The sequence below is a fragment of the Janthinobacterium paucivorans genome (assembly GCF_051380805.1).
Lineage (GTDB): Bacteria > Pseudomonadota > Gammaproteobacteria > Burkholderiales > Burkholderiaceae_D > Janthinobacterium > Janthinobacterium lividum_D.
The window spans coordinates 108,419-134,512 of record NZ_JBNYXR010000017.1 but is presented as its reverse complement, the minus strand read 5'-3'; the positions used below and the strand labels follow the sequence as shown (position 1 = coordinate 134,512).

General features: G+C 61.7%; 19 protein-coding genes and 1 pseudogene. 12 read left to right on the top strand and 8 right to left on the bottom strand.

The features are described from left to right. Together ACQ4V8_RS18960 and ACQ4V8_RS18955 are read left to right on the top strand one after the other, a co-directional pair. A pseudogene (locus ACQ4V8_RS18960) lies at positions 1–163 on the top strand (S-(hydroxymethyl)glutathione dehydrogenase); the annotation flags it as partial. A gap of 288 nt (positions 164–451) precedes the next feature. Beyond that, entirely contained in the window at positions 452–2,761 is a 2,310-nt protein-coding gene (locus tag ACQ4V8_RS18955; protein ID WP_436572000.1) for a UvrD-helicase domain-containing protein, read from the top strand. 175 nt (positions 2,762–2,936) lie between these two features. Here ACQ4V8_RS18955 and ACQ4V8_RS18950 read toward each other — a convergent pair whose 3' ends face one another. The 3 genes from ACQ4V8_RS18950 to ACQ4V8_RS18940 form a co-directional block, all read right to left on the bottom strand. Then, positions 2,937–3,728 (bottom strand): BPSS1780 family membrane protein, encoded by a 792-nt coding sequence (locus tag ACQ4V8_RS18950; RefSeq protein WP_010394768.1) that lies wholly within the window; start codon positions 3,726–3,728, stop codon positions 2,937–2,939. Positions 3,729–3,730: 2 nt separating this feature from the next. Beyond that, positions 3,731–4,687, bottom strand: coding sequence for a homoserine kinase (locus ACQ4V8_RS18945; RefSeq protein WP_010394770.1), 957 nt, complete (start codon positions 4,685–4,687; stop codon positions 3,731–3,733). Positions 4,688–4,769: 82 nt separating this feature from the next. Continuing rightward, entirely contained in the window at positions 4,770–5,174 is a 405-nt protein-coding gene (locus ACQ4V8_RS18940) for a hypothetical protein (protein WP_010394771.1), read from the bottom strand. A gap of 313 nt (positions 5,175–5,487) precedes the next feature. On the opposite strand from ACQ4V8_RS18940, the gene polA reads away from it, so the two are divergent. The 3 genes from polA to ACQ4V8_RS18925 all read left to right on the top strand — a co-directional run bounded on the left by polA (position 5,488) and on the right by ACQ4V8_RS18925 (position 10,299). Next, the gene (gene polA / locus ACQ4V8_RS18935) at positions 5,488–8,238 is read left to right on the top strand and encodes a DNA polymerase I (RefSeq protein ID WP_010394773.1); all 2,751 of its coding nucleotides are present in this window, start codon (positions 5,488–5,490) and stop codon (positions 8,236–8,238) included. Positions 8,239–8,372: 134 nt separating this feature from the next. Next, positions 8,373–9,257 (top strand): dienelactone hydrolase family protein, encoded by an 885-nt coding sequence (locus ACQ4V8_RS18930; RefSeq protein ID WP_070345805.1) that lies wholly within the window; start codon positions 8,373–8,375, stop codon positions 9,255–9,257. A 283-nt stretch (positions 9,258–9,540) separates the two neighbouring features. Further along, the gene (locus ACQ4V8_RS18925) at positions 9,541–10,299 is read left to right on the top strand and encodes a ZIP family metal transporter (RefSeq protein WP_010394777.1); all 759 of its coding nucleotides are present in this window, start codon (positions 9,541–9,543) and stop codon (positions 10,297–10,299) included. A gap of 145 nt (positions 10,300–10,444) precedes the next feature. Here ACQ4V8_RS18925 and ACQ4V8_RS18920 read toward each other — a convergent pair whose 3' ends face one another. The 3 genes from ACQ4V8_RS18920 to ACQ4V8_RS18910 are packed head-to-tail and all read right to left on the bottom strand — an operon-like array spanning position 10,445 to position 13,394. Further along, a complete protein-coding gene (locus ACQ4V8_RS18920) occupies positions 10,445–11,296 on the bottom strand; it encodes a sulfurtransferase (RefSeq protein ID WP_070345804.1) in 852 nt (283 codons plus the stop codon). Between the two features lie 13 nt (positions 11,297–11,309). Beyond that, entirely contained in the window at positions 11,310–12,233 is a 924-nt protein-coding gene (locus tag ACQ4V8_RS18915) for a DMT family transporter (RefSeq protein ID WP_436571999.1), read from the bottom strand. Positions 12,234–12,293: 60 nt separating this feature from the next. Further along, positions 12,294–13,394 (bottom strand): aromatic ring-hydroxylating oxygenase subunit alpha, encoded by a 1,101-nt coding sequence (locus ACQ4V8_RS18910; protein ID WP_436571998.1) that lies wholly within the window; start codon positions 13,392–13,394, stop codon positions 12,294–12,296. 416 nt (positions 13,395–13,810) lie between these two features. Between ACQ4V8_RS18910 and ACQ4V8_RS18905 the strand changes: the two genes are divergently transcribed. The 4 genes from ACQ4V8_RS18905 to ACQ4V8_RS18890 all read left to right on the top strand — a co-directional run bounded on the left by ACQ4V8_RS18905 (position 13,811) and on the right by ACQ4V8_RS18890 (position 19,333). Further along, a complete protein-coding gene (locus ACQ4V8_RS18905; RefSeq protein WP_010394784.1) occupies positions 13,811–14,062 on the top strand; it encodes an exodeoxyribonuclease VII small subunit in 252 nt (83 codons plus the stop codon). Continuing rightward, complete coding sequence (locus tag ACQ4V8_RS18900; RefSeq protein ID WP_436571997.1) at positions 14,059–14,970, top strand: polyprenyl synthetase family protein; 912 nt, start codon at positions 14,059–14,061, stop codon at positions 14,968–14,970. Before ACQ4V8_RS18905 ends, ACQ4V8_RS18900 begins: the two co-directional genes overlap by 4 nt. Continuing rightward, entirely contained in the window at positions 14,971–16,839 is a 1,869-nt protein-coding gene (gene dxs / locus ACQ4V8_RS18895) for a 1-deoxy-D-xylulose-5-phosphate synthase (protein ID WP_436571996.1), read from the top strand. Positions 16,840–17,239: 400 nt separating this feature from the next. Beyond that, on the top strand, positions 17,240–19,333 hold the full coding sequence (locus tag ACQ4V8_RS18890) for an FUSC family protein (protein WP_010394791.1): 2,094 nt from the start codon (positions 17,240–17,242) through the stop codon (positions 19,331–19,333). A 129-nt stretch (positions 19,334–19,462) separates the two neighbouring features. Here the strand turns inward: ACQ4V8_RS18890 and ACQ4V8_RS18885 are convergent, their stop codons facing one another. Continuing rightward, complete coding sequence (locus ACQ4V8_RS18885; RefSeq protein ID WP_010394792.1) at positions 19,463–20,017, bottom strand: cob(I)yrinic acid a,c-diamide adenosyltransferase; 555 nt, start codon at positions 20,015–20,017, stop codon at positions 19,463–19,465. A 152-nt stretch (positions 20,018–20,169) separates the two neighbouring features. On the opposite strand from ACQ4V8_RS18885, the gene ACQ4V8_RS18880 reads away from it, so the two are divergent. The 3 genes from ACQ4V8_RS18880 to glcF are packed head-to-tail and all read left to right on the top strand — an operon-like array spanning position 20,170 to position 23,983. Then, complete coding sequence (locus tag ACQ4V8_RS18880) at positions 20,170–21,660, top strand: FAD-linked oxidase C-terminal domain-containing protein (RefSeq protein ID WP_436571995.1); 1,491 nt, start codon at positions 20,170–20,172, stop codon at positions 21,658–21,660. 16 nt (positions 21,661–21,676) lie between these two features. Next, positions 21,677–22,747 carry a glycolate oxidase subunit GlcE gene (gene glcE, locus ACQ4V8_RS18875; RefSeq protein ID WP_196857038.1) on the top strand — a complete coding sequence of 357 codons (1,071 nt, stop codon included), beginning with the start codon at positions 21,677–21,679 and terminating at the stop codon, positions 22,745–22,747. Between the two features lie 6 nt (positions 22,748–22,753). Then, a complete protein-coding gene (gene glcF, locus ACQ4V8_RS18870; protein ID WP_436571994.1) occupies positions 22,754–23,983 on the top strand; it encodes a glycolate oxidase subunit GlcF in 1,230 nt (409 codons plus the stop codon). Here the strand turns inward: glcF and ACQ4V8_RS18865 are convergent. Continuing rightward, the gene (locus tag ACQ4V8_RS18865; RefSeq protein ID WP_436571993.1) at positions 23,976–26,012 is read right to left on the bottom strand and encodes a putative bifunctional diguanylate cyclase/phosphodiesterase; all 2,037 of its coding nucleotides are present in this window, start codon (positions 26,010–26,012) and stop codon (positions 23,976–23,978) included. The genes glcF and ACQ4V8_RS18865 overlap by 8 nt on opposite strands. Between the last annotated feature and the right edge of the window lie 82 nt (positions 26,013–26,094).

Below are 26,094 nucleotides of genomic sequence, written 5' to 3'. Positions count from 1 at the left end.
CGCGCGCGGGCGCACGGACGTGCCGAAGATCGTCGACTGGTATATGGAAGGCAAGCTCAATATTGACGACCTGATCACGCACAGGCTGAAGCTGGAAGACATCAACCAGGGCTTCGACCTGATGAAAAGCGGCGAGTCTATCCGTTCCGTCGTGCTGTACTGATAGACATACGCCCTGACACGGTATTTTGCGCAGGCTGCGGCCTGCGTTTTTTACCCTGCTTTTCATCAAAAATCTGACTGCGCTTGAGTTCCCGTGCTTCAGTGCGGTAGCGCAGGCGGAGATTGCCCGGCATCGATCGGGCGACTTCCGACGTAATGCTCGGGGAGGCGGTGTCTAACCCTTCCCAAGCTTATTTACTCGACAGGTCCATCGGCCTGCAGCTATTCAATTGCTCAAGATCGCTGGACAAATGCACAGTATTTTTAGCCATGCCGGTATAATCACGGCATGCAAAATCTTCTTCACAACCTCAATCCCGAACAATTGGCTGCCGTCACCTTGCCGGCCCAACATGCGCTGATCCTCGCTGGCGCTGGCTCGGGCAAGACCCGCGTGCTGACCACCCGCATCGCGTGGCTGATCCAGACCCAGCAGGTATCGCCGCCCGGCGTCCTGGCCGTGACCTTTACCAATAAGGCCGCCAAGGAAATGCTTACGCGTCTGTCGGCCATGTTGCCGATCAACACGCGCGGCATGTGGATCGGTACCTTCCACGGCCTGTGCAACCGCTTGCTGCGCACGCATTACCGGGACGCGGCCTTGCCGCAGACTTTCCAGATCCTCGATTCGCAGGATCAGTTGTCGGTGATCAAGCGCTTGTTGAAGGCAAATAATATCGATGATGAAAAATTCCCGCCGAAGACGGTGATGTATTTCATCAACAATGCCAAGGACCAGGGCTTGCGCGCCACGGACGTGGAAGCGTATGACGCGCACGAGCGCAAGATGGTCGAGCTGTACCAGCTGTATGACGATCAGTGCCAGCGCGAAGGCGTGGTCGATTTTGCCGAACTGCTGCTGCGCACGTACGAATTGCTCAGCCGTAACCAGCCGCTGCGCGAGCATTACCAGGCGCGCTTCCGCCACATCCTGGTCGATGAGTTCCAGGATACGAATAATCTGCAATACAACTGGCTCAAGTTGCTGGCCGGCCACGGCAGCCGCGATGGCGGCGCCCTGTTTGCCGTGGGCGACGATGATCAGAGTATTTACGCGTTTCGCGGCGCCAACGTCGGCAATATGAGCGCCTTCGAGCACGAGTTCCAGGTCAAGAACTTGATTAAGCTCGAGCAGAACTACCGCTCGCATGGTCATATCCTCGACAGCGCTAACGTGTTGATCGCGAACAATAGCAAGCGCCTGGGCAAGAATCTGCGCACCGACGCCGGTCTTGGCGAGCAGGTGCGCGTGTATGAAGCCAGTTCCGACTTGCAAGAAGCGCAGTGGATCATCGACGAGGCGAAAAGCTTGATCGCCGATGGCGCTTCGCGCAGCGAAATTGCTATTTTGTACCGCTCGAACGCACAGTCGCGCGTGATCGAGCATGCGCTGTTTTCAGCCAGCATTCCATATCACGTGTATGGCGGCCAGCGCTACTTCCAGCGCGCCGAGGTCAAGCACGCGATTGCATATTTGCAACTGATGGACAATCCGCATAACGACTCCGCTTTCTTGCGCGTGGTTAATTTCCCCACGCGCGGCATCGGCATGCGTTCGATCGAGCAATTGCAGGCCGCCTCGGAACAGTACGGTATTTCGCTGTACGCCTCCGTGCCCTACGTGGCGGGCAAGGCTGGCAGCGTGCTGGCCGGTTTCGTCAAGCTGATCGAGGGAGTGCGCTTCGAAACGCAGCAATTGTCGCTGCCCGAAATGGTGCGCGTCGTGCTGGAAGCGAGTACCTTGCTCCAGCATTATCAGAATGAAAAGGAAGGCGCCGACCGCATCGAGAATCTGGAACAGATGGTGAGCGCGGCCAGCCAGTTCGTTGCCGAAGAAGGTTTCGGTCAGGCTGCACCGGCGCACCTGGGGCCGGCCGCCCAGGCGCAGTCGGGCGCGCCCGTGGTGAACCAGGACGGCATCGACATACTCGACGCCGATGCGCCGCTGCCGGCCGTGATGTCGCCGCTTTCCGCCTTCCTCTCGCACGCGTCGCTGGAAGCCGGGGATAACCAGGCGCAGGCGGGCCAGGATGCGTTGCAGATGATGACGGTGCACTCGGCCAAGGGTCTGGAATTCGATAATGTGTTTATTACCGGCCTGGAAGAGGGCCTGTTCCCGCACGAAAGCAGCTCGAAGGAAGACAACGGCGTGGAAGAAGAACGTCGGCTGATGTATGTGGCAATCACGCGCGCGCGCAAACGCTTATATATGAGCTTCTCGCAGACGCGCATGCTGCACGGACAGACGCGCTACAACATGAAGTCGCGCTTCTTCGATGAATTGCCGGAAGAAGCGCTGAAGTGGCTGTCGCCGAAGGTACAGGCGAACTGGTTCGGCAACCGCAAGTCGGCCTGGGACGAGGCGCCGCGCGTGGCCAGCCTGGGTTCCGACAATGCGATTGCGCAAAAGATCGCGCAAAAAGCCACGGGCGGCGGCTGGCGCATCGGTGAATCGGTGGCGCATGCCAAGTTTGGCGAAGGCGTGATCGTCAACATCGAAGGCGGCGGCGGCAATGCGCGCGCGCAGATCAATTTTGGACAGCACGGCATGAAAGTGCTGGACCTGGGGATAGCCAAGCTGGAGAGATTAGGCCGCTAAATACCGGGGTCAGCCCCCCGGTCATGTTGGCGCCAAGCTTTGCGTTAGCGGTGTTGAGGTTATGACCCCGGTGCGTAGGTCGGATTAGCGTAGCGTCATCAGACACCACTGTTGGCCTCGCAGCGTCGGATTACGCGGCGTGCTGCCGCTAATCCGACCTACGTCTGACCGGCGATCACTCGCCGGTCTTATCCAGCGATACCGTCTTGCTCTCCTCGACGGGCACGCCAAAGATCTGGCGGTAGGCGGCGTAGAACGAGCAATGCATGATGATGGTGAGTATCATCGACAACGGCAGCATCAGTTGCATCATCATCGGCGTGCGGCCAAAGATGAGGGCCAGCAACTGGCTGGTGACGATGCTGATGGCGAACCAAGTGGAAGCGAAGACAATGAAGGCCGACAGCGAGCGCCAGACGGCGAAAAAGCTGAAGAACAGTGACTTGCCCAGGCCGGTTTTTTTCCAGTAGATCAGCGGTGCGGCAAAGCAGAAAGCCATCGCGGCCGGCACGTACAGCACGATCGCCAGCAGGATGCCAAGGCCCAGGCGCGACTCGGGGATGACAGCGCGCGCGGCTTCTTCCGTCAGTTGTCCGGTCACCAGTTGCCACAGCAAGCCGTCGTCCACCAGGGTGGCGGCGCCGATGGCAAGGATGGCCATGAGAATGTACAGCACGCCCAGGCCGAACAGGGATGCAAAGGCCGGCTTGCGGAAGCCCGAGATCAGCAGGCTGGGCAGGACGCGCTTGCCCTGGTCGATATGCAGGCAGCCTTGCACGAAGGCCACGGAAAATACGGGGACCAGGATGACGGGCAGCAATTGACCGAGCACGGGCACGATGCTGACGGCCAGCATGCAAAACATATAGCCGAGAAACAGCATCGACATGCCGCCAGGTTGCTTGCGAAACAGGGCGAAGCCTTGTTTCACCCATTGCCAACCTGTACTTGCAGGTAATTTTTCCATGTTTAAAACAGTTCCGGAGCAGGTGTGGCGATACGTTCGCGCAGAATGCGTTCGAAATGCGCCGGATCGTGCGGGGTCAGCATTTCCGCTTCGCGCGGCTGGTAATAATCGTACAGGCGCGATAGCCAGAAACGCAGCGCGGCAGCGCGCAGCATCGCTTGCCATGCCGTCTGTTCTTCGTGCGTGAACGGGCGCACGGCCCCGTAGGCATCGAGCAGGGCGCGCACGCGCACCGTGTCGAGTTTGCCCGTGGCCAGGTCTATGCACCAGTCGTTGACGGTCACGGCGACATCGAACAGCCAGGTGTCGCAACCGGCAAAGTAAAAGTCGAAAAAGCCTGTCAGGCGCTCGCCGTCAAACATCACATTGTTGCGGAACAAGTCGGCATGCACGGGGCCGCGCGGGATGGCTTTATAGGTAGCGCAGGCGGCAAAGGCGTCCTGGAAATGGATTTCCGCGCGCAGCAAATGCGCATTGGCATCATCGAGGTGGTGCACGACCAGCGCCGTGGTGGCATTCCACCAGTCCAGGCCGCGCAAATTGGCTTGCTGCAGGGGGAAATCGCGCCCCGCCAGGTGCATCTTCGCCAGCATGGCGCCGACAGCGGCGCAATGCACGGCTTGCGGCGCCATTTGCGAGCTGCCGTCGAGTTTGCTGACGATGGCGGCCGGCTTGCCTTGCAGGGCCGTCACCAGTTCGCCATCGGCATTGGCGATCGGCGCGGGCACCAGCACGCCCCGGTCCGCCAAATGGCGCATCAGTTGCAGATAAAACGGCAATTGCTCGAAGCTGAGGTTTTCAAAGATCGTCAGCACATATTCGCCGCGCTCCGTGCTGAGGAAGAAATTGCTATTTTCGATGCCGGACGCGATGCCCTTGAGCGCCAGAGGTTTGCCGAGTGGAAACTGCGTGATCCACTGGCCGATATCGTCCAGGTGTAGCGCGGTAAAAACTGCCATGGGTAAGAGAGGAGTGGTCTAAAAGGTCAAAAAAGCCGGCTGCCCCGCAGGTGGCCGGGGCAGGGTAAAAGATAGTGGCTGCTTACTTCGCTGCTGCTGGGGGTGCTGGCGGTGCTGGCGCGTCTGCAGCCTCTTCATCGCGTTGTTTCTGTTTTTTCTTGCCCAGGTCGAATTCCAGCACTTTCCATTGTGGGCCGCGCAGGGCGCTGCCGTTGGCCTGGTCTGCGCCGGCGGCCGGCTTCATGTAATAGGTGCTGCCGCCGGTGGTGACTTTGACTTCGCTGGTCACGCCCGCTTCGCGTTTTTCGCTAATTTGTTGTTTGGTGGCCGCTGGTGCCACGGTGATCGGCGCTTCACCCATTTCCTCGATACGCTCGAGCTGTGGCGGCGCTTCGCTCGGTTTGGCCGGCGTCTGGGCGCTGGCAATGGCCGAAGCTGCCAGCAGGGGCAGGGCGAGGAATGTCCAGAGTGTCGATGTACGCATCATGATGGGTTTGCTTCCATGGGTTCGCTTGCATGTATAGGACTGCAGCGCGTGCAGTGCTCTAATGCCGTCAATTTATGTATAGGCCATTGTAACAAACTGGTAAGCAAAGCTGCTCAATACGGTTGATTAAATGCGTGTAAATAGACCCTGGCCGCCGGCCGGGTCGGCAGGTGGGGCGCCAGTCGTGGCGCATTGCACAAAAAACGGCAGCCGCGTCCCCGGTGGCGCGGTCCTAAACTCTGCGATAATTGGGCGATATTTGACCCGCCCGCCGCTCTCGGGGCGGGCGCGCTCACCTTATTTTATTGGCATTATGCACAACACCCTGCTGTTAGTCGACGGTTCCAGTTACCTTTATCGCGCCTTCCATGCGCTGCCCGACCTGCGCAGCCCGGACGGCTATCCCACGGGCGCCATGCACGGCATGGTCAACATGCTGCGCCGCCTGCGCGCCGATTACCCGGCCGCCTACATCGCTTGCGTCTTCGATGCCAAAGGTAAAACTTTCCGCGATGATATGTATCCCGAGTACAAGGCCACGCGCGCCTCGATGCCCGATGACCTGCGCCTGCAGATCGAACCGATCCACGAAGCCGTGCGCGCCATGGGCTGGCCTATTTTGATGGTCGACGGCGTGGAAGCCGATGACGTGATCGGTACCCTGGCCGTGCAGGCCGCTGCCGCCGGCATGAACGTGGTGGTGTCAACGGGCGACAAGGATCTGGCGCAACTGGTCAACAGCCAGGTGACCCTGATCAACACCATGAGCAATGAAAAGCTCGACGAAGCGGCCGTGCTGGCCAAGTTCGGCGTGCCACCGCAGCGCATCATCGATTATCTGTCGTTGATCGGCGATACGGTGGACAACGTGCCCGGTGTATCGAAGTGCGGCCCGAAAACGGCCGTCAAGTGGCTGACCTTGTACGACAGCCTGGAAGGCGTCATCGAAAATGCGGCCCAAGTGGGCGGCGCCGTGGGTGAAAACCTGCGCACGGCCTTGCCATGGCTGCCGCAGGCGCGCGCCTTGATCACTGTCAAGACCGATTGTGATTTGTCGCAGCACATGACGACGATCGCCGACTCGCTGGCGGCGAAACACGAAGACAAGGAAGCGCTGCTGGCCTTCTTCAACCGCTATGGCTTCAAGGCCCTGCTGCGCGAACTGGGCGCCACGCCGCCGCCCATGTCGCCAGTCGGCGCACCGGTAGCGACGACGAACATGACCGGCGACATGTTCGCCGATGCCGCACCAAAGGTCGAAGCCGTCTATGAAACCGTGCTGACGGATGAGCAGCTGGACAAATGGCTGGCCCTGATCGATGCGGCGTCGTTGACGGCTGTCGACACGGAAACCACGTCGCTCGAACCGATGACGGCGCAAATGGTCGGTATTTCCCTGTCCGTGGCCGAACACGCCGCTTGCTATATCCCGCTGGCCCACGATTACGCGGGCGCGCCGGACCAGTTGACGCGCGAGCACGTGCTGGCGAAACTGCGCCCATGGCTGGAAGATGCGCACAAGCCCAAGCTTGGGCAGAATCTGAAGTACGACAGCCATATCTTCGCCAACCATGGCGTGACGTTGCGCGGCATCGCCCACGATACCTTGCTCGAATCGTATGTGTTCGAATCGCACAAGAAACACGACATGGACAGCCTGGCCCTGCGCCACCTCAATTACACGACGATCCCTTTTGAAGACGTATGCGGCAAGGGCGTCAAGCAGATCACGTTTAATCAGGTGGAAGTGGAGCGGGCGGCCAGCTATGCGGCCGAGGATGCCGACGTCACCTTGCGCTTGCACAATGCCATGTGGGGTAACGTGGCCAACGATGACAAGCTCACCTTCATCTATGAAAAGATCGAGATGCCGACGGCCGTGGTCTTGCAAAAGATCGAGCGCAACGGCGTACTGATCGACGACGAGCTGCTCAATATCCAGTCGGCCGAACTGGCCGCGAAGATTCTGGAACTGGAAAAGAAGGCGTATGAACTGGCCGAGCAGCCGTTCAACCTGGGTTCGCCCAAGCAGATCGGTGAAATCTTCTTTGAAAAGCTGAAGTTGCCGGTAGTCAAAAAAACCCCGACGGGCGCGCCGTCGACCGATGAAGAAGTGCTGCAAAAGCTGGCCGAGGATTATCCGCTGCCCAAAGTGCTGCTCGAATACCGCGGCTTGGCCAAGCTGAAATCGACCTACACGGACAAATTGCCGAAGATGATCAACGTCAGCACGGGCCGTGTGCATACGAACTATGCGCAAGCCGTGGCCGTGACGGGGCGCTTGGCATCGAACGACCCGAACTTGCAGAATATTCCCATCCGCAGCGCGGAAGGCCGGCGCATTCGCGAAGCCTTCATTGCGCCGCCGGGCAGCCATATCGTCTCGGCCGACTATTCGCAGATCGAATTGCGCATCATGGCACACATCTCTGGCGACGAAGCGATGCTGCGCGCGTTTGCCGAAGGCATCGACATTCACCGCGCCACGGCCGCTGAAATTTTTGGCGTGCCAGCCGCGGAAGTGCAGAGCGAACAGCGTCGCTACGCCAAGGTCATCAACTTTGGTTTGATCTACGGCATGAGCGCGTTTGGCCTCGCCGGTAACTTGGGCGTGGACCGCACGGCCGCGCAAAGCTATATCGACCGCTACTTTGCGCGTTTTTCCGGTGTGAAACAGTACATGGAAGACACGCGCCAGCAAGCCAAGGCGCGCGGTTACGTGGAAACGGTGTTCGGGCGCCGTTTATGGTTGCCGGAAATTAATTCGCCGAACGGCCCGCGCCGCCAGGGAGCCGAACGGGCGGCGATCAATGCGCCCATGCAGGGCACGGCTGCCGACCTGATCAAGCTGGCCATGATCGCCGTGCAAGACTGGCTGGAAACAGACGGCTTGCAAACGAAGATGATCATGCAGGTGCACGATGAACTGGTGCTGGAAGTGCCGGACGCGGAACTGGAACTGGTCAAGCGCAAGCTGCCGGAACTGATGGCTGGCGTGGCCGAATTGAAAGTACCGCTCACTGCCGAGGTAGGTATCGGTAAAAACTGGGATGAAGCGCATTGATGCTGCGTCGGCTTACGCGGGGCATGCCCCGCTAAGCCGACCTACATGTTTAACAATAGCAATGAGCGTAGGTCGGCTTAGCGCGCAGCGCGTAAGCCGACATTTTTTGTCAACACACCTTTCAGGAGAAACGCATGAGCGACATGATCACCGATTGTGAAAGTTTGCTGGGCCAGAGCAGCTTGTCCGGGCCGGATGGCCGGCGTGGTTTCCTGAAGGTGGCGCTGGGCGCGGGCTTTGCCGTGGCCGTGCTGCCCGTGGCGGCGCAAAGCGTCATCAAGACCGATTCCGCCGGGCTCGTCACAGGCAGCATGTCGGTGATGGTCGATGGCCAGGCCGTGCCCGTGTATGCGGCGCAGCCGGAAGGCAAGACGGGCTTGCCCGTGGTCTTGGTCATTTCGGAAATCTTTGGCGTGCATGAGCACATTGCCGACATGGCGCGCCGCTTCGCCAAACAGGGCTATCTGGCGCTGGCACCCGATTTGTTCGTGCGCCAGGGCGACCCTACCAAGGTGGCCAGCATTCCTGAACTGTTGAAAGGCATTATCGCCAAGACGCCCGACGCGCAAGTGATGGCGGATCTCGATGCGGTTGTTGCGTGGGCAAAACAGAATGGCGGCGACACGAGCCGCCTGGCCATTACCGGCTTTTGCTGGGGCGGGCGTATCACCTGGCTGTACGCGGCGCACAATCAGGCCGTCAAGGCGGGCGTGGCCTGGTATGGTCGCCTGGTGGGTGAGCCGACCCCTTTGCAAGCGAGCAATCCCATCGATATCGCCGCGACCTTGAAAGTCCCCGTACTGGGTTTGTACGGCGGCAAGGATACGGGCATTTCGCAGGAATCGATTGCCAAGATGCAGGAGGCGCTGGCCAAGGGCGGCAAGCAATCGCAATTCGTCGTCTACCCCGATGCGGGCCATGCCTTCAACGCCGATTACCGCGCCAGCTATGTGGCGGCCGATGCGAAAGACGGCTATGCGCGTTGCCTGGCCTGGTTCAAAACGCATGGTGTTGCCTGAGTTTGCGGCCTGAACGGCGCTAAAAGTGCCTGATGACGCTATTTTTTCCATCCCTTGATGCGAAAAACGCGAAAAACGCGAAAGGCGCACCGGGCTGTAAAGTGCCCGGTGTGCGTCAATGCAGTACAATTGCATCTCCATCGCGCTACGCTGCCGCCAAACGCACAAAAAATTAAGTAATAGATAACAGCGTATGCATCAGGCCAGACGCCAGCATCGCGGCGCCAGTGACCCGGCGCCATTTTGAGGTAAGAAAATCATCGATCCCGTCCTTATATCCATTTTGCTCGCGACCACGCTCGCGGGCGTCTTCAGCATTACTGCGGCGGCGATCTTTTCGTTTGCATTCTTGTCCAAAGTGGTCGAGCGCATGGTCAGCTTGTCCGTCGGCATCATGCTGTCGACGTCGCTGCTGCACGCCTTGCCTGAAGCGTTCGAGTCGCAAGCGGACCCGCGCAGCCTGTTCGCCACCTTGCTGGCGGGCTTGCTAGCCTTTTTCATGCTGGAAAAGTTCGCCATCCTGCGCCATTCGCACCACCATGAAGGCGATGGCCACCAGCATGCGCACGGCCACGACAAGCACGAAGCGGGCAAGGCCGGCTGGATGATTTTAGTCGGCGACGGCATGCACAATTTTACCGACGGCATCCTGATCGCCGCCGCCTTCCTGGCCGATCCGAAACTGGGGCTGGTGACGGGCCTGGCCATCATCGCGCACGAGATCCCGCAAGAAATCGGCGACTTCATCGTGTTGCTCAATGCCGGATTTTCGCGCCTGCGCGCCTACATCTTCAATCTGCTGTGCAGCCTGATGGCGGTGGCCGGCGGCTTGCTTGGCTATTTCACCCTGGACCGCGCCAGCAACCTGATTCCTTACGTGCTGGTGTTCGCCTCGTCCGGCTTCATCTATATTGCCCTGTCCGACCTGATGCCGCAGATGCAGCGTCGTTCGACCCTGCGCGAAACCATACCGCAAGTGCTGCTGATCGCATTGGGCGTATGCATCGTGCTGTTTTTGACGCATAAACGCCACGGCGGCTGATGCACGGGCTCAGTGCGCCGAGCATGGCCTTGCGGTTGCCAGCGGGCGCTGCAGGCGGCACTGGAATGGCTGCATCAAGCGTCGGGGATAAGATCGCAGTTATCCACTAACAAAAAAATGGCGGACCATCTGGCCCGCCATTTTGTTAGTTGCCCGTCGCCACGGGCCGCGCCGGATCGGCGCACCATTCGCTCCACGAACCCGGATACAGGGCCGCGCCGCTTAAACCGGCCACTTCCAGGGCCAGCAGGTTATGGCACGCCGTGACGCCGGAGCCGCATTGCAGGATAGTAGATTCAGCCGTGCTGATCAGGCCCGCGAATTCCTGCTCCAGTTCTTTAGCGGATTTGAAGCGACCATCCGCCTGCAAGTTATCCTTGAAGAAACGGTTTTTCGCGCCCGGGATATGGCCGCCCACGGGGTCGATGGTTTCGTTTTCGCCACGGAAACGATCTGGCGCGCGCGCGTCGAGCACCTGCAGTTCCTGCGTGGCCAGGTTCGCCAGCACCTCCTGCACGCTGACCGTGCGCGTCAGGCTGACTTTTTCCGTGATGTTGCCTGCTGCGCGCGGTGCCACGGGCGTGACCAGCGGCAAACCTTGCGCCTGCCACGCGCCCAGGCCGCCGTCGAGTACGGCAACGGCCGGGTGGCCTACCCAACGCAGCAGCCACCATAAACGGGCGGCGAACATGCCGCCCTGGCCGTCATAGGCGACCACTTGCGTGTCGTCATTGATGCCCCAGCCGCGCAAGGTGGCCAGCAGGGCGTTGCGGTCGGGCAAGGGATGTCGGCCCGTAAAGTCCGCGCCCCGCGCTGTTTTCGGGCCGGACAGGGCCGTGTCGATATCGGCAAACTGCGCGTTCTGGATGTGGCCAGCGGCAAACGCATCGCTGCCGGCAGTGGAGTTGAGCAAGTCGTGGCGGCAATCGAGGATGACCCAGTGGCTGTCATTGAGGTGGCTGGCCAGTTCACTGGCCTGTAACAGGGTGGTGTACATCAGTAACGCTCCTTTACACTTCGCTGGCGATGGGATCCGTGCGCGCGATGGCGGCGCCACGGGCCGTGTTGCGGGTATTGTAATAGGTTGCCGCGATGCCGGAGGCGAGAATGATGCCGATGCCGGCCCAGCCATGCCAGTCGAACAGGTCGCCAAAGATCACCACGCCCCAGAAGCTGGAAAAGACGATACCCGTGTATTGCAAGTTGGCAACCACGAGAGTTTTGCCCAGGCGATAGGCGCGCGTCATGGCCATCTGTGCCATGGTGGCGCATAGGCCGATCACGGCCAGCAAGCCGATGCCGTAGCCGCTCGTGTGCGCGTGCCAGACGACGGGACCGCCGCCGGCGCTGGCCACGTTGCCGATCACGCCGGCGAGAAAATTGACGACCGAGAAATAAAACACGACACGGTATTCGGGTTCGCCCAGCAAGCCCAGTTTGCGCACCTGCAAATAGGCGAGGGCCGACAGCATGCCCGAAATCAAGGCCGTGACGGCGCCAGCCACCTGGTCTGTCTCGAACACGGGTTGCAGCAGCAGGGTCACGCCGACAAAGCTCATGGCAATGGCTGCTACCAGCGGCCACTCGACTTGCTGCGTCGCTTTCCACCAGCCGCCCGCGAGCAAAATCACGGCGATCCAGATGGGCGCCATGTAATTGAGCGTCATGGCCGTGGCCAGCGGCAGGATGGCGATGGCATAAAACCACAGCCACAGGGCGATCACGCCCACCACGCCGCGCCACAGATGCTGGCCCGGCAGCGTGGTTTTAAAGCTGCCGCCCTGGTACAAAATCGTACAGCTCATGACGCTCATGCCGATGATGCCGCGATACATGACGATTTCGGAAGTCGAATACAACTCCGACGCCAGTTTCACGCACACGCCCATGATGGCGAACATAAAGCTGGCAAACAGCATCCACAACGATTGCATTGGATTCCTGGAAAATGGAAGGATAAAAAAAAGGGCCGCGCAATGCGGCCCTTCTACTAATTACAGTTCGATATTGTTGCGGTACCACTCGTGGAAGTGCTGCATGCCGTCTTCCATGGGCGACTGGTAAGGCCCTACTTCGTTCTCGCCACGCGCCATCAGGGCTTTGCGGCCGGCATCCATGCGCAGGGCGATCTCATCGTCCTCGACGCAGGTTTCCATGTAGGCGGCCCGTTCTGCCTCGACGAAGTCGTGCTCGAACAGCACGATTTCCTCTGGGTAATAGAACTCCACCACGTTGCGCGTCTTTTGCGGGCCATCGGGCCACAGGGTCGAGACGATCAGCACGTGCGGATACCATTCGACCATGATGTTCGGGTACAGGGTCAGCCAGATGGCGCCATACGGTGGTGCTTCACCACCACGGAATTGCAGCACCTGCTCCTGCCATTTTTTATACGCAGGCGTACCGGCCTGCTGCAAGCCGCGGTGTACGCCCACCGTTTGCACGCTGTAATCGTTGCCGAATTCCCAGCGCAGATCGTCGCAGCTGACAAAGCTGCCCAAGCCCGGGTGGAACGGTTCCACGTGATAATCCTCGAGGTAGACTTCGATGAAAGTCTTCCAGTTGTAGTCGCATTCGTGGATTTCCACGTGGTCGAACATGTAGCCGGAAAAATCGAGTTCTTTCGAGACGGATAAATCTTTCAATTTTTCCATCACGTTGTAGCCATTTTGCTCAAACAGCAAGCCGTTCCAGCTTTGCAGTGGCGTTTTCGACAGGTTCAGGCACGGCGTTTCGGGGAAGTGCGGCGCGCCGATCAATTCCCCCTTCAGGTCGTAGGTCCAGCGGTGCAGAGGGCAGACGATATGGTTCGCATTGCCGCGGCCATTGAACATCAGCGCCTGCCGGTGGCGGCACACGTTGGAGAGCACTTCGATGCCATTGGCGTTGCGCACGAGCATGCGCCCCTCGTTCTCAGACGCCAGGGTCGCAAAATCGCCGGTTTCCGGCACCATCAGCGCATGCCCGACATAGCGCGGGCCGGCTTGGAACAATTGCTGCATTTCACGCTGCAACAGCGTTTCGTCAAAATAGACGTGGACCGGAAGTTGCGCGTTTGAACGCGCCAGCTTGGCGTGAGTTGCCAGATCGGACATCCCAACCCCCCATAAATGTATAACGGTCAGCAGTGCCCCAGGCCATTCCCTGGGCAGCCGCTACAGAGAGAAAGAATCCGCAAAGACCTGAATTCAAATTTGTTGAAACGGTATTTCGGACAGAACCGGCGATTATAGCGTGTATCGGCCTCGGCATTGCCAAAACCCTCCGGCAAATAGGCGACTTTGATGAGATTAATGAGAAACATTGTCATTTGCCGTACAATTTCCGGCCGCAGCGGGCGATTGCGCTAGAATTCGCCGCCAAGCTGGCAGCGTGTTTGCCTTTGAACACACCGCTTGCGCTTTAGTTTTCACTTAATAGTGTAGTTTGTTCTAAAATAACGCTTCTATGCTGGCCGGGAGTCCCCGGCGTCTCCCTACATACCCCTCGTGCCACGAAGAGATCTGAGTCTATGTCGAAGAAATTAACTGCCGCTGCCGCAGCGCCGGCCTCGTTTGAAGAGGCAATGGCGGAACTGGCGCAGCTGGTAACGCAAATGGAAGCGGGCCAGTTGCCGCTGGAAGCATCGGTCGCGGCGTATCAGCGCGGCTCGGAACTGGTCAAGTATTGCGCCACCCAGCTCGATAGCGTCGAAGCGCAGGTGAAAGTATTGGAAGGCGACATGTTGAAACCGTTCGTCGATGCCGGCGAGGCCGCGCTATGATGGCCAATGTGCAACAAGACGGCGTGACCTTCGGCGACTGGATGCAAAGTACGCAGTCCGGCGTGGAAGGCCGGCTCGATCAATTTCTGCCAGCGCCAGACGTGGTGCCGCACAAGCTGCACGCGGCCATGCGCTATGCGCTCTTGGGTGGCGGCAAGCGCGTGCGCCCGCTGCTGGTGATGGCGGCCGGTGAATTGTTTGATGCCGATCAAGACACCCTCGCGCGTGCCGCTTGTGCGCTCGAAATGATACACGTGTATTCGCTCGTTCACGACGACATGCCTTGCATGGATGACGATGCCTTGCGCCGTGGCAAGCCGACCGTGCACATTGCCTACGATGAAGCGACGGCCCTGCTGGTGGGCGATGCGCTGCAATCGCAAGCGTTCATGCTGCTGGTCGACGGCACGGCCATTCCACCGGCGCGACAAATGGCCATGCTCAAGCTGCTGGCGCACGCCTCGGGTTCCTTTGGCATGTGCGGCGGCCAGGCGATTGACCTCGACAGCGTCGGCCTAGCCTTGACCTTGCCGCAGCTGGAACAGATGCATCAATTGAAAACGGGTGCCTTGTTGCGCGCGGCCGTGATGCTGGGCGCGCTGGCGGGCAAGGACTTGACGTCGGACGAGGTGACGGCGCTCAATGCTTATGCGCGCGCCGTCGGACTGGCGTTCCAGGTGGTCGACGATGTGCTCGACGCGACGGCCGATTCGGCCACCCTGGGCAAGACGGCAGGCAAGGATGCGGCGGCCAACAAGCCGACCTACGTATCGATACTGGGGCTGGAACCATCGAGAGCCTTGGCAGAACAATTGCGGTGCGACGCCCATGCGGCGCTGGCGCCATTCGGGGACAAGGCACGCCGTTTGCGCGAGCTGGCGGACCTGGTCGTGCAGCGGAAGGCATAAATGAAACTGTTAGAAACCATCAATGAACCAGCACAAGTGCGCAAGCTGGCCCGCTCGCAACTGGTGCCGCTGGCGCAGCAATTGCGCAGCTTCCTGCTCGACTCCGTTTCCAAGACGGGCGGCCATCTGTCGTCCAACCTGGGTACGGTCGAGCTGACCGTCGCGCTGCACTATGTGTTCAACACGCCGCATGACCGCATCGTCTGGGACGTGGGCCACCAGACCTATTCGCACAAGATTTTGACGGGCCGCCGCGAGCGCATGCATACCTTGCGCCAGAAGGATGGCATTTCCGGCTTCCCGAAACGTGACGAGAGCGAGTACGACACCTTCGGCACGGCGCATTCGTCGACGTCGATCTCGGCGGCGCTGGGCATGGCGCAGGCGGCCAAGATCAAGGGCGACCCACTGCACGCGATCGCCGTGATCGGCGACGGTTCGATGACGGCCGGCATGGCCTTCGAGGCGATGAACAATGCAGGCGTGCAGGAAGACGTCAACCTGCTGGTGATCTTGAACGACAACGATATGTCGATCTCGCCACCCGTGGGCGCGCTGAATCGCCACCTGGCGCGCTTGATGTCGGGCAAGTTCTATGCGGCGGCAAAAAATGTCGGCAAGTCGGTCTTGCCCGGCCCCGTGCTGGAATTGGCGAAGCGCTTTGAAGAGCACGCCAAGGGCATGGTCGTGCCGGCCACCATGTTCGAGGAATTCGGTTTCAACTATATCGGCCCCATCGACGGCCACGACCTCGATTCGCTGATCCCGACCTTGCAAAATATCAAGCAATTGAAGGGCCCGCAATTCCTGCATGTGGTGACCAAGAAGGGGCAAGGCTACAAGCTGGCCGAGGCGCAACCGATTTTGTACCATGGCACGGGCAAGTTCAACCCGGCCGAAGGCATCAAGCCGGCCACGGCACCGGCCAAGATGACGTATACGGAAGTGTTCGGCAACTGGCTGTGCGACATGGCGGCGCATGACAAGCGCCTGGTGGGCATCACGCCGGCCATGCGCGAAGGTTCGGGCATGGTCAAGTTCGAACAGCAGTTCCCCAACCGATATTTCGACGTCGGTATTGCCGAGCAGCATTCCGTGACCTTCGGCGCGGGCCTGGCATGCGAAGGCCTGAAACCTGTCGTAGCCATCTATTCGACTTTCCTGCAGCGCGCCTACGATCAGCTGATCCACGACGTGGCGCTGCAAAACCTGGACGTGACGTTTGCGCTAGACCGCGCCGGCCTGGTAGGCGCCGATGGCGCCACGCATGCTGGCAATTACGACATGGCGTTCCTGCGCTGCATCCCCAACATGGTCGTCATGGCCGCGTCCGATGAAAACGAATGCCGGCAAATGCTCACCACGGGCTACCACTACCCAGGCCCGGCAGCCATCCGCTATCCGCGCGGTGCCGGTGCCGGTGTGGCCATCGTGCCGGAATTGACGAGCATCGAAATCGGTAAGGGCGAGATCAAGCGCCAGGGCAAGCGCAGCGCCATCCTGGCCTTCGGTTCCATGGTGGCACCTAGTGTGGCGGCGGGCGAGAAGCTCGACGCAACGGTCGCCAACATGCGCTTCGTCAAGCCGCTCGACGTAGCGCTGCTGAAACAGCTTGCCGCTGAGCACGATTACCTGGTGACGGTGGAAGAGGGCTGCATCATGGGCGGCGCCGGTTCGGCCGTGGCCGAGGCTTTGGCAGCGGAGGGCATAGTCAAGCCGATTTTGATGCTCGGCTTGCCGGACGTCTTCATCGACCATGGCGACCCCGTGCAACTGCTGAAAAGCGTGGGCCTCGATGCTGCCGGCATCGCTGCCTCGATCGAACAGCGCTTCGGCGCCTCTCAGCCGCGCCTGGCCGCCGTCAGCTAACGCCGTTTTCCTGCGGACAGAAAAACGGCATGTGGTGTTAATGCCGTTCAGTTAGTGTTGGTGATGCTATTTTTAGCCCAAGAACAAGGACAGGGGTCGGACCCGGCGGGGGAATATGCTTCAATGGAGCACATTCCGATCACGAAGTGACCGACCCCAGCTCTTTGCCTCTGGGGTTAGCGAATTTACTGGCGCTCATCAATCACGCCAAAACCCTTAACTGAACGGCAGTAGCACTGCGGGGCCGTTTTTTTTCGCCTGCAGCGATGTTACGCTGCACTGCAACATTTTTCGTCCGGGAATGCTACGATGACGCTTTGATACCTTCTCAAAGTCGACCTTGCATTTCAGGAAACTTCACCGCCGTACACGCGCACTGGCCGCCCGCTCGCTGACGGGCATGCACGCCTACACCGACACCCTGGTGCAGCGCCGTCCCCTGTGGATGGTCACCCTGGCCATCGACGAAACCAATCTGTCCGAGGGCTTGCGGGCCGCCTGCGCCTCGAGCGCCATGCTGCTGCTGGGCCTGTTGTTCGAGCATCCCGATTTTTCCTGGGCCGCCATCGGCGCCTTCTGGACTTGTCTTGCCGACGCGGCCGGCACGCGGCGCATGCGCTTCGTCTCGATGCTGGGCTTCGGTTTGCTGTCGACGGTCGCTGGCGGCTTGACGGCGCTGGCGGCCGGCCAAGGTGTGGCGGTGGCGGCCATTGCCGTGCTGCTGTTTTCCTGGGCCGGCGCGCTGGCGCGCATCTGGGGTGCGGCCACGGCGCAAGTCGCGATCCTGGCAGCCACGGCCTGCGTAGTGATGGTCACGCATCCGTTGGACTCGATGACGCAGACGGCGCCGTTCCTGGGCCTGTACATGTTTGGCTGCCTGTTTGCCACCGTGCTCAGTTTTACGCTGTGGCGCATCCACCCGTTCGGCCCAAGCAGGCGCGCCATCGGCATCGCGTATTCGCGCCTGGCCGGCATCGCGCGCGACAATGCGCGCTTCCTGGCGCAGGGCCAGGCGCTTCCGGACGCCGCTGCGCATGGCGCCAACTACCGCTCGCAGGCGCGCGCCGCGCTGGAGGCGGCGAGAGTAGCGCTGGCCGCCGTGCCGCCTGCGCGCGCGGGCCGCAGCATCCTGTACGACAACCTGTTGCTGGCGCTCAGCGATGCTGAACGCATCTTCGCCTATCTGATCGCCGTCACGCATACCTGCGAGCGCGAGCAGCAGCGCTTGCACCAGGACCCGCGCGCGCGGCGCAGCCTGGAAGTGATGGCCGTGCTGTTGCGCCGCCTGGGACTAGTCGTGCAGCGCCAGCCGGAAACGCCGCCCCTGCTCCTGCAGCGTCGACTGGCTGTGTGCGGACGGCGCCTGGAAGCGGCACTGGGTGCCTTGCTGCCCTTGCGCCTGAACGTCGACTTCATGGAACTGGGCTTGCCGCGCGCGACGCAGTTGCCGTGGCGCCAGGCGGCCTTCCTGGCGCTGGGGCAGGCGTGGCAGACGGCGAAAGTCAACGCCACGCCACAGTCGCTGGGCTGGCGCCATGCGGCGCGCGTGTCGCTGGCGACGACGGCCGGCTTCCTGCTGGTCGAGGCGCTGCAGATTCCCTTCGGTTACTGGGCCACCATGGCAACGTTACTGATACTGCAGCCGTCCGTATCGACCACTTGGCCGCGCGGCATCGAGCGCGTTGCTGGCAGCGTGCTGGGCGCCGTGCTGGCCGTGCTGATCGGCCTGGCCGTGCACACCCCGCTGGCCATTTCACTGGTGGTGTTTCCCCTGATCGTCGCCACCATGGCTTTGCGCCGCGTCAGCTACAGCCTGCACGTGTTGTTCATGACGCCGGCCTTCGTACTGGTGGCCGACTATGCGGCGCCCGCCAGCGAAATGGTGTATGCCGCCAGCCGCCTGGGCAACAATGTGCTCGGTTGCGTGCTGGCCCTGCTGGCCACGTTTTTCCTGTGGCCGGACCGCGAGGCGGACGATTTGGACCAGCGCCTTGCGAAAGCCGTGTCGGCCAACCTGAAATACCTGCTGGCCGTGCTGGTGGCAGGCGGACGCTGGGATAGCGCCATCGCGCACTTGCGCCGCGAGGCGGGACTGGCCAGCAATAACGCGGAACAGGTGTTGCAGCGCCTGCGCATCGAGCGCCGTCTGGATCGCAGTAGCGGCGTGGGCCTGGCGGCGCTGCGCACCTTGCCGCTGCTGCGCCGCGTGGCGGGCAGTACGGCTCGCATCAGTTTGAGTCCCCAGGCCGAGCCGGCGCCGCCCGCGCTGCAGCAGTGGATTGCCGCAGTCAGCGGGGAAATCGATGCGCTGCTGCGCGGTGTGGCGGGCACGCCTTCCTGCGCGCCCTGCGCCAGCGACGGCTTGACCGCCCTGCAAGCCGATGCCGTGGCCCAGGTGCAGTTACTGCGTGGCTTGCTGCGCGAGCATGTGCACGCGCATGTTCAAGTTCAAGCGCAGGGGACGCCGGAAAAATTGACGCAGGCCGCAGACTAGGGGCCGCCCACCCTGTCCCGTGATGACTGCCATGGCGCATGGTTCTCATTGCGCGTTAGCAGTGTTGATACCCGATGAGGCAGCGTGACGCGTGACGGGGTGGCGATAAAAAATGCAGCGCTGGCGGCCTTAGGCGCGCGCGCGGTCATGTCGCCACAGCACGTCGCTGCCGCCGGCAAAGCGGTTCAGCACGCGCGACAGCACGAACAGCAAGTCCGACAAGCGATTCACGTACTGGCGTGGATGTTCGTGCAGGGTTTCCGCATTGGCCAGCGTGACGATGCTGCGCTCGGCGCGGCGGCACACAGTGCGGCAGACGTGCGCCAGCGAGGCGGCGCGTGAACCGGCCGGCAAGATGAATTCACTCAGGGCGGGCAAGTCCGCATTGTATTTCGCCAGTAAATCATCAAGGCGCAGCACATGCTCTTCCTTGATCAGCTGGTAGCCGGGGATGCAGATTTCTCCGCCCAGGTCGAACAGGTCGTGCTGGATGGCTACCAGCTCTTCGCGCAAGGCGTCGGGCATGGCTTCGCACAGCAGCAAGCCGATATTGGAATTGAGTTCGTCCACGTCGCCCATGGCGTGAACGCGGGCGCTGTCCTTGCTGGTGCGGCTGCCGTCGCCCAGGCCTGTGCTGCCATTGTCGCCCGTGCGGGTGGCGATTTTCGAAAGTCGGTTGCCCATGATGCTGATCCTGTCAAAGAAGAATGGGAGCAGCATACGACACTGCGCGCCGCCTGACCGCAGATTTGCCTGCAAATTGGACAAAAAATGCGCTGCGCGCCACTTTTGTGCTTACAATCAGTACACGACCATGCCTGTCTGCCCCCTATCTTATGCTCAAAGCTGCCCCTGAATCCGGATTCACCGTCGCACGCCAGCAAGTTGTCGTCGCGGCCCTGCTGGCCGTGCTGCCGGCTCGCTGCGTGCTGTCCGACGCCGAAGATACGCGCCCGTACGAATGCGACGGCCTGGCCGCTTACCGTCAGTTGCCGATGGTGGTCACCTTGCCTGACACGGAAGAGCAAGTCATCGCCATCCTCGGCGTCTGCCGCGAGTTGAATGTGCCGATCGTGCCGCGTGGCGCCGGCACGGGCTTGTCGGGCGGCGCCTTGCCCATCGCCGACGGCGTGGTGCTGTCGACGGCGCGCCTGAACCGCATCGTGCGCCTCGATGCCTACGCGCGCACGGCCGTGGTGCAGCCGGGCGTGCGTAACCTGGCCATTTCCGAAGCGGCGGCGCCGTACGCGCTGTATTACGCGCCCGACCCTTCGTCGCAAATCGCCTGCAGCATCGGCGGCAACGTGGCGGAAAACTCGGGTGGCGTGCATTGCCTGAAATACGGCCTGACCGTGCACAATGTGCTGCGCGTGCGCGTCGTTACCATCGCTGGCGAGGTGCTGGAATTGGGCGGCGAATGCCTCGATTCGCCCGGCCTCGACCTGCTGGCCGTCTTCATCGGCTCAGAAGGCATGCTCGGCATCGTCACCGAAGTGACGCTCAAACTGATCCCGAAGCCGGCCACCGCGCGGGTCATCATGGCGTCGTTCGGCGACGTCGTCACGGGCGGCAATGCGGTAGCCAACGTGATCGCCGCCGGCATCATCCCGGCCGGACTGGAAATGATGGACCAGACGTCCTCGCGCATGGTCGAACCGTTCGTCAAGGCTGGCTACGACACCGATGCGGCGGCCATTTTGCTGTGCGAAGCGGACGGCACGCACGAGGAAGTGGACGAGGAAATCGCCCGCATGACGGCCGTGCTGGAAGGGGCCGGCGCCAGTGCCATCGCCGTCTCGCAGTCGGAAGCTGAGCGCATGAAGTTCTGGTCCGGCCGCAAGAACGCCTTTCCCGCCGCCGGGCGCATCTCGCCCGACTACTACTGCATGGACGGCACCATCCCGCGCAAGCGCCTGGCCGAAGTCCTGACCGGCATCGCCGCCATGGAAACGACGCATGGCTTGCGCTGTGCGAACGTGTTCCACGCGGGTGACGGCAATCTGCATCCTTTGATCCTGTTTGACGCCAACGAGCCCGGTCAATTCGAGCGCGCCGAAGCGTTTGGCGCGGACATCCTGGCCCTTTGCGTCGCAGTGGGCGGCACCATCACGGGCGAGCATGGCGTGGGCATGGAAAAGATCAATTCCATGTGCGTGCAGTTTACGCGCGCCGAACTCGATGCCTTCTTTGCCGTCAAGCGCGCCTTCGATCCCCACGCCTTGCTGAACCCGGACAAGGCGATACCTACCTTGAACCGCTGCGCTGAATTTGGCAAGATGCATGTGACGGCCGGACGCCTGCCGTTTGCCAACCTGCCGCGTTTTTAATTTTCCGGAGACTCCTTTGCAAGCGATAGTGGAACAATTCAGGCAGCGCATCGTCGCCGCCAGCGCAGCGGGCAGCCCCTTGCGCCTGCGCGGCAGCGGTAGCAAAGACTGGTATGGCCAGCAATTCGACGGCGAGGTGCTCGATACGCGCGCGTATGCCGGCATCATCGACTATGAACCGACCGAGCTGGTGATCACGGCTCGTTGCGGCACGCCGCTGGCCGAGATCGAGGCGGCGCTGGCCGCGCGCAATCAGATGCTGGCCTTCGAGCCGCCGCATTTCGGCCCCGGCGCGACGGTCGGTGGCGTTGTCGCTAGCGCCTTGTCCGGCCCACGCCGGGCCAGTGCCGGCGCGCTACGTGATTTTGTGCTGGGCGCCGTGCTGATGGACGGCCATGGCGAACGCCTGGCTTTTGGCGGGCAAGTCATGAAAAACGTGGCCGGCTACGATGTCTCGCGCCTGCTGGCCGGCTCGCTGGGGACATTGGGCCTGATCCTGGAAGTGTCGCTGAAAGTACTGCCCTTGCCGCTGCGCGAAGCGACCTTGCGCGTGGCGTGCGCGGAAATCGCCGCCTTGCGCATGCTCAATGAATGGGCGGGAAAACCGTTGCCGATATCGGCCAGCTGCTGGCATGACGGCGTGCTGACGCTACGCCTGTCCGGCGCCGAAGCGGCCGTGTCGGCGGCGCTGCGCACGCTGGGCGGCCAGTTGCTGGCAGCCGAAGACGCGGCCGCCTTCTGGTTGTCCGTGCGCGAGCAGACGCACGCTTTCTTTACAGACGCGGACAGCCTGTGGCGCTTATCGTTGCCGCCGCACGCCAGCGCCATGATTTTAAAAGGGCAGCAACTGATCGAGTGGGGTGGCGCGCAGCGCTGGCTGAAGCTCGATGCCGCCGCCGACGTGCAAGGTGCTCAGGAAATCCGCCAGGCGGTGGCTGCCGCCGGCGGCCACGCCACCCTGTTCCGCGGCGGCGACAAGACGGTGGGCGTGTTCCATCCGCTGGCGCCGGCTGTTGCAACTATCCACCAGCGCCTGCGGCAGGCTTTCGATCCTGCCGGCATCTTCAACCCGCACAGAATGTATTGAGCGCGCATGCAAACCAATCTCGCCGATTTCATCAAAAATACGCCGGCAGGCGACGAAGCCGAAGCCATCCTGCGCGCCTGTGTGCATTGCGGCTTTTGCACGGCCACCTGTCCCACTTACCAGCTGCTGGGCGATGAACTCGATGGCCCGCGCGGACGCATTTATTTGATCAAGCAAGTGCTCGAAGGCGCGCCCGTCACTGCCAAGACGCAGATGCACCTGGACCGCTGCCTGACCTGTCGCAACTGCGAGTCGACCTGTCCCTCGGGGGTGCAGTACGGGCGCCTGGTCGACATCGGCCGCAACGTCGTCGATCAGCGCGTGCAGCGACCCTTGCGCGAGCGGGCCTTGCGCTTCGCGCTGAAGCAAGCCTTGCCGCGCCGCTGGCTGTTTACGCCCGTCTACAAGGTGGGGCAGGCGCTGCGGCCCTTGCTGTCAAAAAGCTTGCAGGACAAGCTGCGTCCGGGCGCCGAGGCTGGCGCATGGCCCACACGCCAGCATGCGCGCAGCATGCTGCTGCTTGACGGCTGCGTGCAGCCGGCCATGTCGCCGAACATCAACGCGGCCACGGCGCGCGTGCTCGACGCCTTGGGCGTGCAGTTGGTCAATGTACCGAAGGCCGGCTGCTGCGGCGCGCTGCGCCATCACTTGAACGATCAAGAGGCGGCGCTGGACGATATGCGCCGCAATATCGATGCCTGGTGGCCGTATGTCGAGAGCGCGGAAGCCATCGTCATGACGGCGTCTGGTTGCGGCGCCACGGTGAAGGAATATGGCCATCTGCTGGCGCACGATGCGCAGTACGCGGACAAGGCGCGGCGCATCGCCGCGCTGACGCGCGATTTGTCCGAGATCATGCCGGCGTTTGAAGCGCAGCTGGTGGCGCAGCTGAAGGGCGGCATCGGCAAAAGAGTCGCCTACCACCCGCCATGCACCCTGCAGCATGGCCAGCAAGTGCGCGGCAAGGTGGAGCAGGTGCTGCGCGCCGTCGGCGTCGACGTGCGCCTATGCGCCGACAGCCATCTGTGCTGCGGTTCGGCCGGTACGTATTCGATCTTGCAGCCGGCACTCTCGCAGCAGCTGCGTGACAACAAGGTGGCGAACCTGGAAGCGTGCGAGCCGGAGATGATAGTGTCGGCCAATATCGGCTGCCTGAGCCACCTGCAGTCGGGCACACAGACGCCCGTGCGGCACTGGATCGAGCTGATTGACGCGGCCTTGAGCGCCGTTAAATAGGCGTTTCGCTGTACTGCGCGATGCGCCATTGCGGGGCAGGGATGAAATTATTTGCCCACTCCAGCACGGCGTCAGCCTGCATGGGGCGGGCGATACCGTAGCCTTGCGCGAGGTCGCAACCGAGCTGTATCAGGCGCGCGCCATGCTCGACGCTTTCCACGCCTTCGGCAATCACTGTCAGGGAAAATGAACGGGCCAGGCCGATGACGGCGCGCACCAGGTGCAGGTCGTCGCGGTCGTTGAGCATATTGCGCACGAAGCTCTGGTCGATCTTGACGATGTTCGCCGGCAGGCGCTTCAAATAGGACATCGACGAGTAGCCGGTGCCGAAATCGTCGAGCGCGAACGTGATGCCCAGCGCCTGGCAGGCGCGGATGATGCGGCGCACGTCCTCGATGTCGTGCAGGGCTGACGATTCGAGGATCTCCAGTTCCAGCATGCTGGCGCACACGCCGGGAAATTCGCCAAGGATGGTTTCCAGGCGCGAGACGAAGTTTGCTTGCTGGAAGTGGCGTGCCGCGATATTCACGCTGACCACCCAGTGCTTGCCGGCGGCGCTCCAGCGCTGCATCTGCCGCAGGGCCTGGCGCAGCACCCATTCGCCGATGTTGATGATCAGGTCCGTCTGCTCCACCAGCGGCAGGAATTGCGCGGGCGCCAGCACGCCGCGGCGCGCATGCTGCCAGCGTAGCAGTCCTTCCATGCCCACCACGGTGCCGGCGCGCATGTCCACCTTGGGCTGGTAGTACAGCCGCAGCTCGCCGTTGATCAGGGCATGGCGCACTTCCGTACGCTGGTTATGGTGAGTGCGCACTTCTTCATCGAGGTTGGTGTCGAAGAAGTGGTATTGGTTGCGTCCCGTCAGTTTCGCCTGGTAGACGGCGTGGTCGGCGTGGCGCAGCAGGCTTTCCGTATTCAGATCCTTGCCCGCGTAGACGGCGATACCGACGCTGGCCGTCATGTGCAGCGCCTGCTGGTCGCACTGGTAGGGGTGGCTCAATTCCTGCAACAATTGCGTGACATTGTGTTCGATGCTGGCGATGTTGGCCTGGCCGCACAGCAGAATGACGAATTCATCGCCGCCCAGGCGCGCCGCGTAGTGGACCTGGCCCGTAAAGCTGTGCAGCCGGCCCGCCACCTGCTTGAGGATTTCATCGCCCGCTTCGGCGCCATGGCGGTCGTTGATGGCCTGGAAGTGGTCGAGGTCGAACAGGCAGATGGCCAGCAGGCGCTGACGTTCGCGCGCGAGGAACAGTTCCTGTTCGAAACGGGCGGCCAGCGCGGCGCGGTTCGGCAAGCCCGTCAGCACATCATTGTAGTTCTGCCATGACATTTTTTGCATCGCTTGCTGCATGTGCACGGTCTCGTTCAGTTGTTCACCCAGTTGGCGCTGGCTGGTCTTGAGCGAGGTCAACAGCTCTTCGATATCGCCGGCCATGCTGTTGAACGACTGTGATACCGCGTGCGCTTCGGGCGTGGTACCGGCTGCCAGACGCACGCCGAAGTTGCCTTCACGGAAGCGGTCGGTCGCTTGCACGAGCCGCGCCAGCAGCCGCCGGTGCGATGCCAGGATCATGCCCAGCAGGAGGAAGACCAGCACGATATTGATGGCGCTGAGGACGGCCTGCTCGCACACCCTGTGCCACACCTGCGCCAGGGGCAGGCCGGGCGTGTAGTGCAAATCGAGGATGCCGTCGCCGCCGTCGGGCAGCGCCACTGTCAGGCGGCTGCGCATGGCCGTGATGCCGGCCAGGCGCGCGAACCAGACCGGTACGCTGGCCGTAGCAGTGCCGGCCAGCGCTGTGTCTGCCAATACCTCGACCTGTCCGTCAGCTGTATGCCAGCGCGCGGAGGCGAGGCTGCGGTTCAGCGGCAGGGCGCTGCGCAGCACTTGGCGCACGCTGTCGTGCATTGCGTGGCGGTCAGTGCGCACGGCCAGCGGCAGCACCTTATTGGCCAGGAACAGGTCGAGTTGCCGGGCATCGCTCTGGTAGCGCGCGCTGGCCAGCGCGCTTTCAGTACTGAGCAAGGCATGATAACGGACAGCGGAAACGACGAGTATCAGGCAGGAAATAGGAATGAATAGGCGGCAATAAATGCCCATCCGCATC

Excerpts from the sequence above, each read along its gene's own strand:
- ACQ4V8_RS18955 (WP_436572000.1), top strand. The coding sequence starts at position 452 with ATGCAAAATCTTCTTCACAACCTCAATCCCGAACAATTGGCTGCCGTC.
- ACQ4V8_RS18915 (WP_436571999.1), bottom strand. The coding sequence starts at position 12,233 with ATGCAATCGTTGTGGATGCTGTTTGCCAGCTTTATGTTCGCCATCATG.
- ACQ4V8_RS18880 (WP_436571995.1), top strand. The coding sequence starts at position 20,170 with ATGCTCAAAGCTGCCCCTGAATCCGGATTCACCGTCGCACGCCAGCAA.
- polA (WP_010394773.1), top strand. The coding sequence starts at position 5,488 with ATGCACAACACCCTGCTGTTAGTCGACGGTTCCAGTTACCTTTATCGC.
- dxs (WP_436571996.1), top strand. The coding sequence starts at position 14,971 with ATGAAACTGTTAGAAACCATCAATGAACCAGCACAAGTGCGCAAGCTG.
- ACQ4V8_RS18885 (WP_010394792.1), bottom strand. The coding sequence starts at position 20,017 with ATGGGCAACCGACTTTCGAAAATCGCCACCCGCACGGGCGACAATGGC.
- ACQ4V8_RS18905 (WP_010394784.1), top strand. The coding sequence starts at position 13,811 with ATGTCGAAGAAATTAACTGCCGCTGCCGCAGCGCCGGCCTCGTTTGAA.
- glcF (WP_436571994.1), top strand. The coding sequence starts at position 22,754 with ATGCAAACCAATCTCGCCGATTTCATCAAAAATACGCCGGCAGGCGAC.
- ACQ4V8_RS18890 (WP_010394791.1), top strand. The coding sequence starts at position 17,240 with ATGCACGCCTACACCGACACCCTGGTGCAGCGCCGTCCCCTGTGGATG.
- ACQ4V8_RS18900 (WP_436571997.1), top strand. The coding sequence starts at position 14,059 with ATGATGGCCAATGTGCAACAAGACGGCGTGACCTTCGGCGACTGGATG.
- ACQ4V8_RS18940 (WP_010394771.1), bottom strand. The coding sequence starts at position 5,174 with ATGATGCGTACATCGACACTCTGGACATTCCTCGCCCTGCCCCTGCTG.
- ACQ4V8_RS18930 (WP_070345805.1), top strand. The coding sequence starts at position 8,373 with ATGAGCGACATGATCACCGATTGTGAAAGTTTGCTGGGCCAGAGCAGC.
- ACQ4V8_RS18920 (WP_070345804.1), bottom strand. The coding sequence starts at position 11,296 with ATGTACACCACCCTGTTACAGGCCAGTGAACTGGCCAGCCACCTCAAT.
- ACQ4V8_RS18950 (WP_010394768.1), bottom strand. The coding sequence starts at position 3,728 with ATGGAAAAATTACCTGCAAGTACAGGTTGGCAATGGGTGAAACAAGGC.
- ACQ4V8_RS18910 (WP_436571998.1), bottom strand. The coding sequence starts at position 13,394 with ATGTCCGATCTGGCAACTCACGCCAAGCTGGCGCGTTCAAACGCGCAA.
- ACQ4V8_RS18945 (WP_010394770.1), bottom strand. The coding sequence starts at position 4,687 with ATGGCAGTTTTTACCGCGCTACACCTGGACGATATCGGCCAGTGGATC.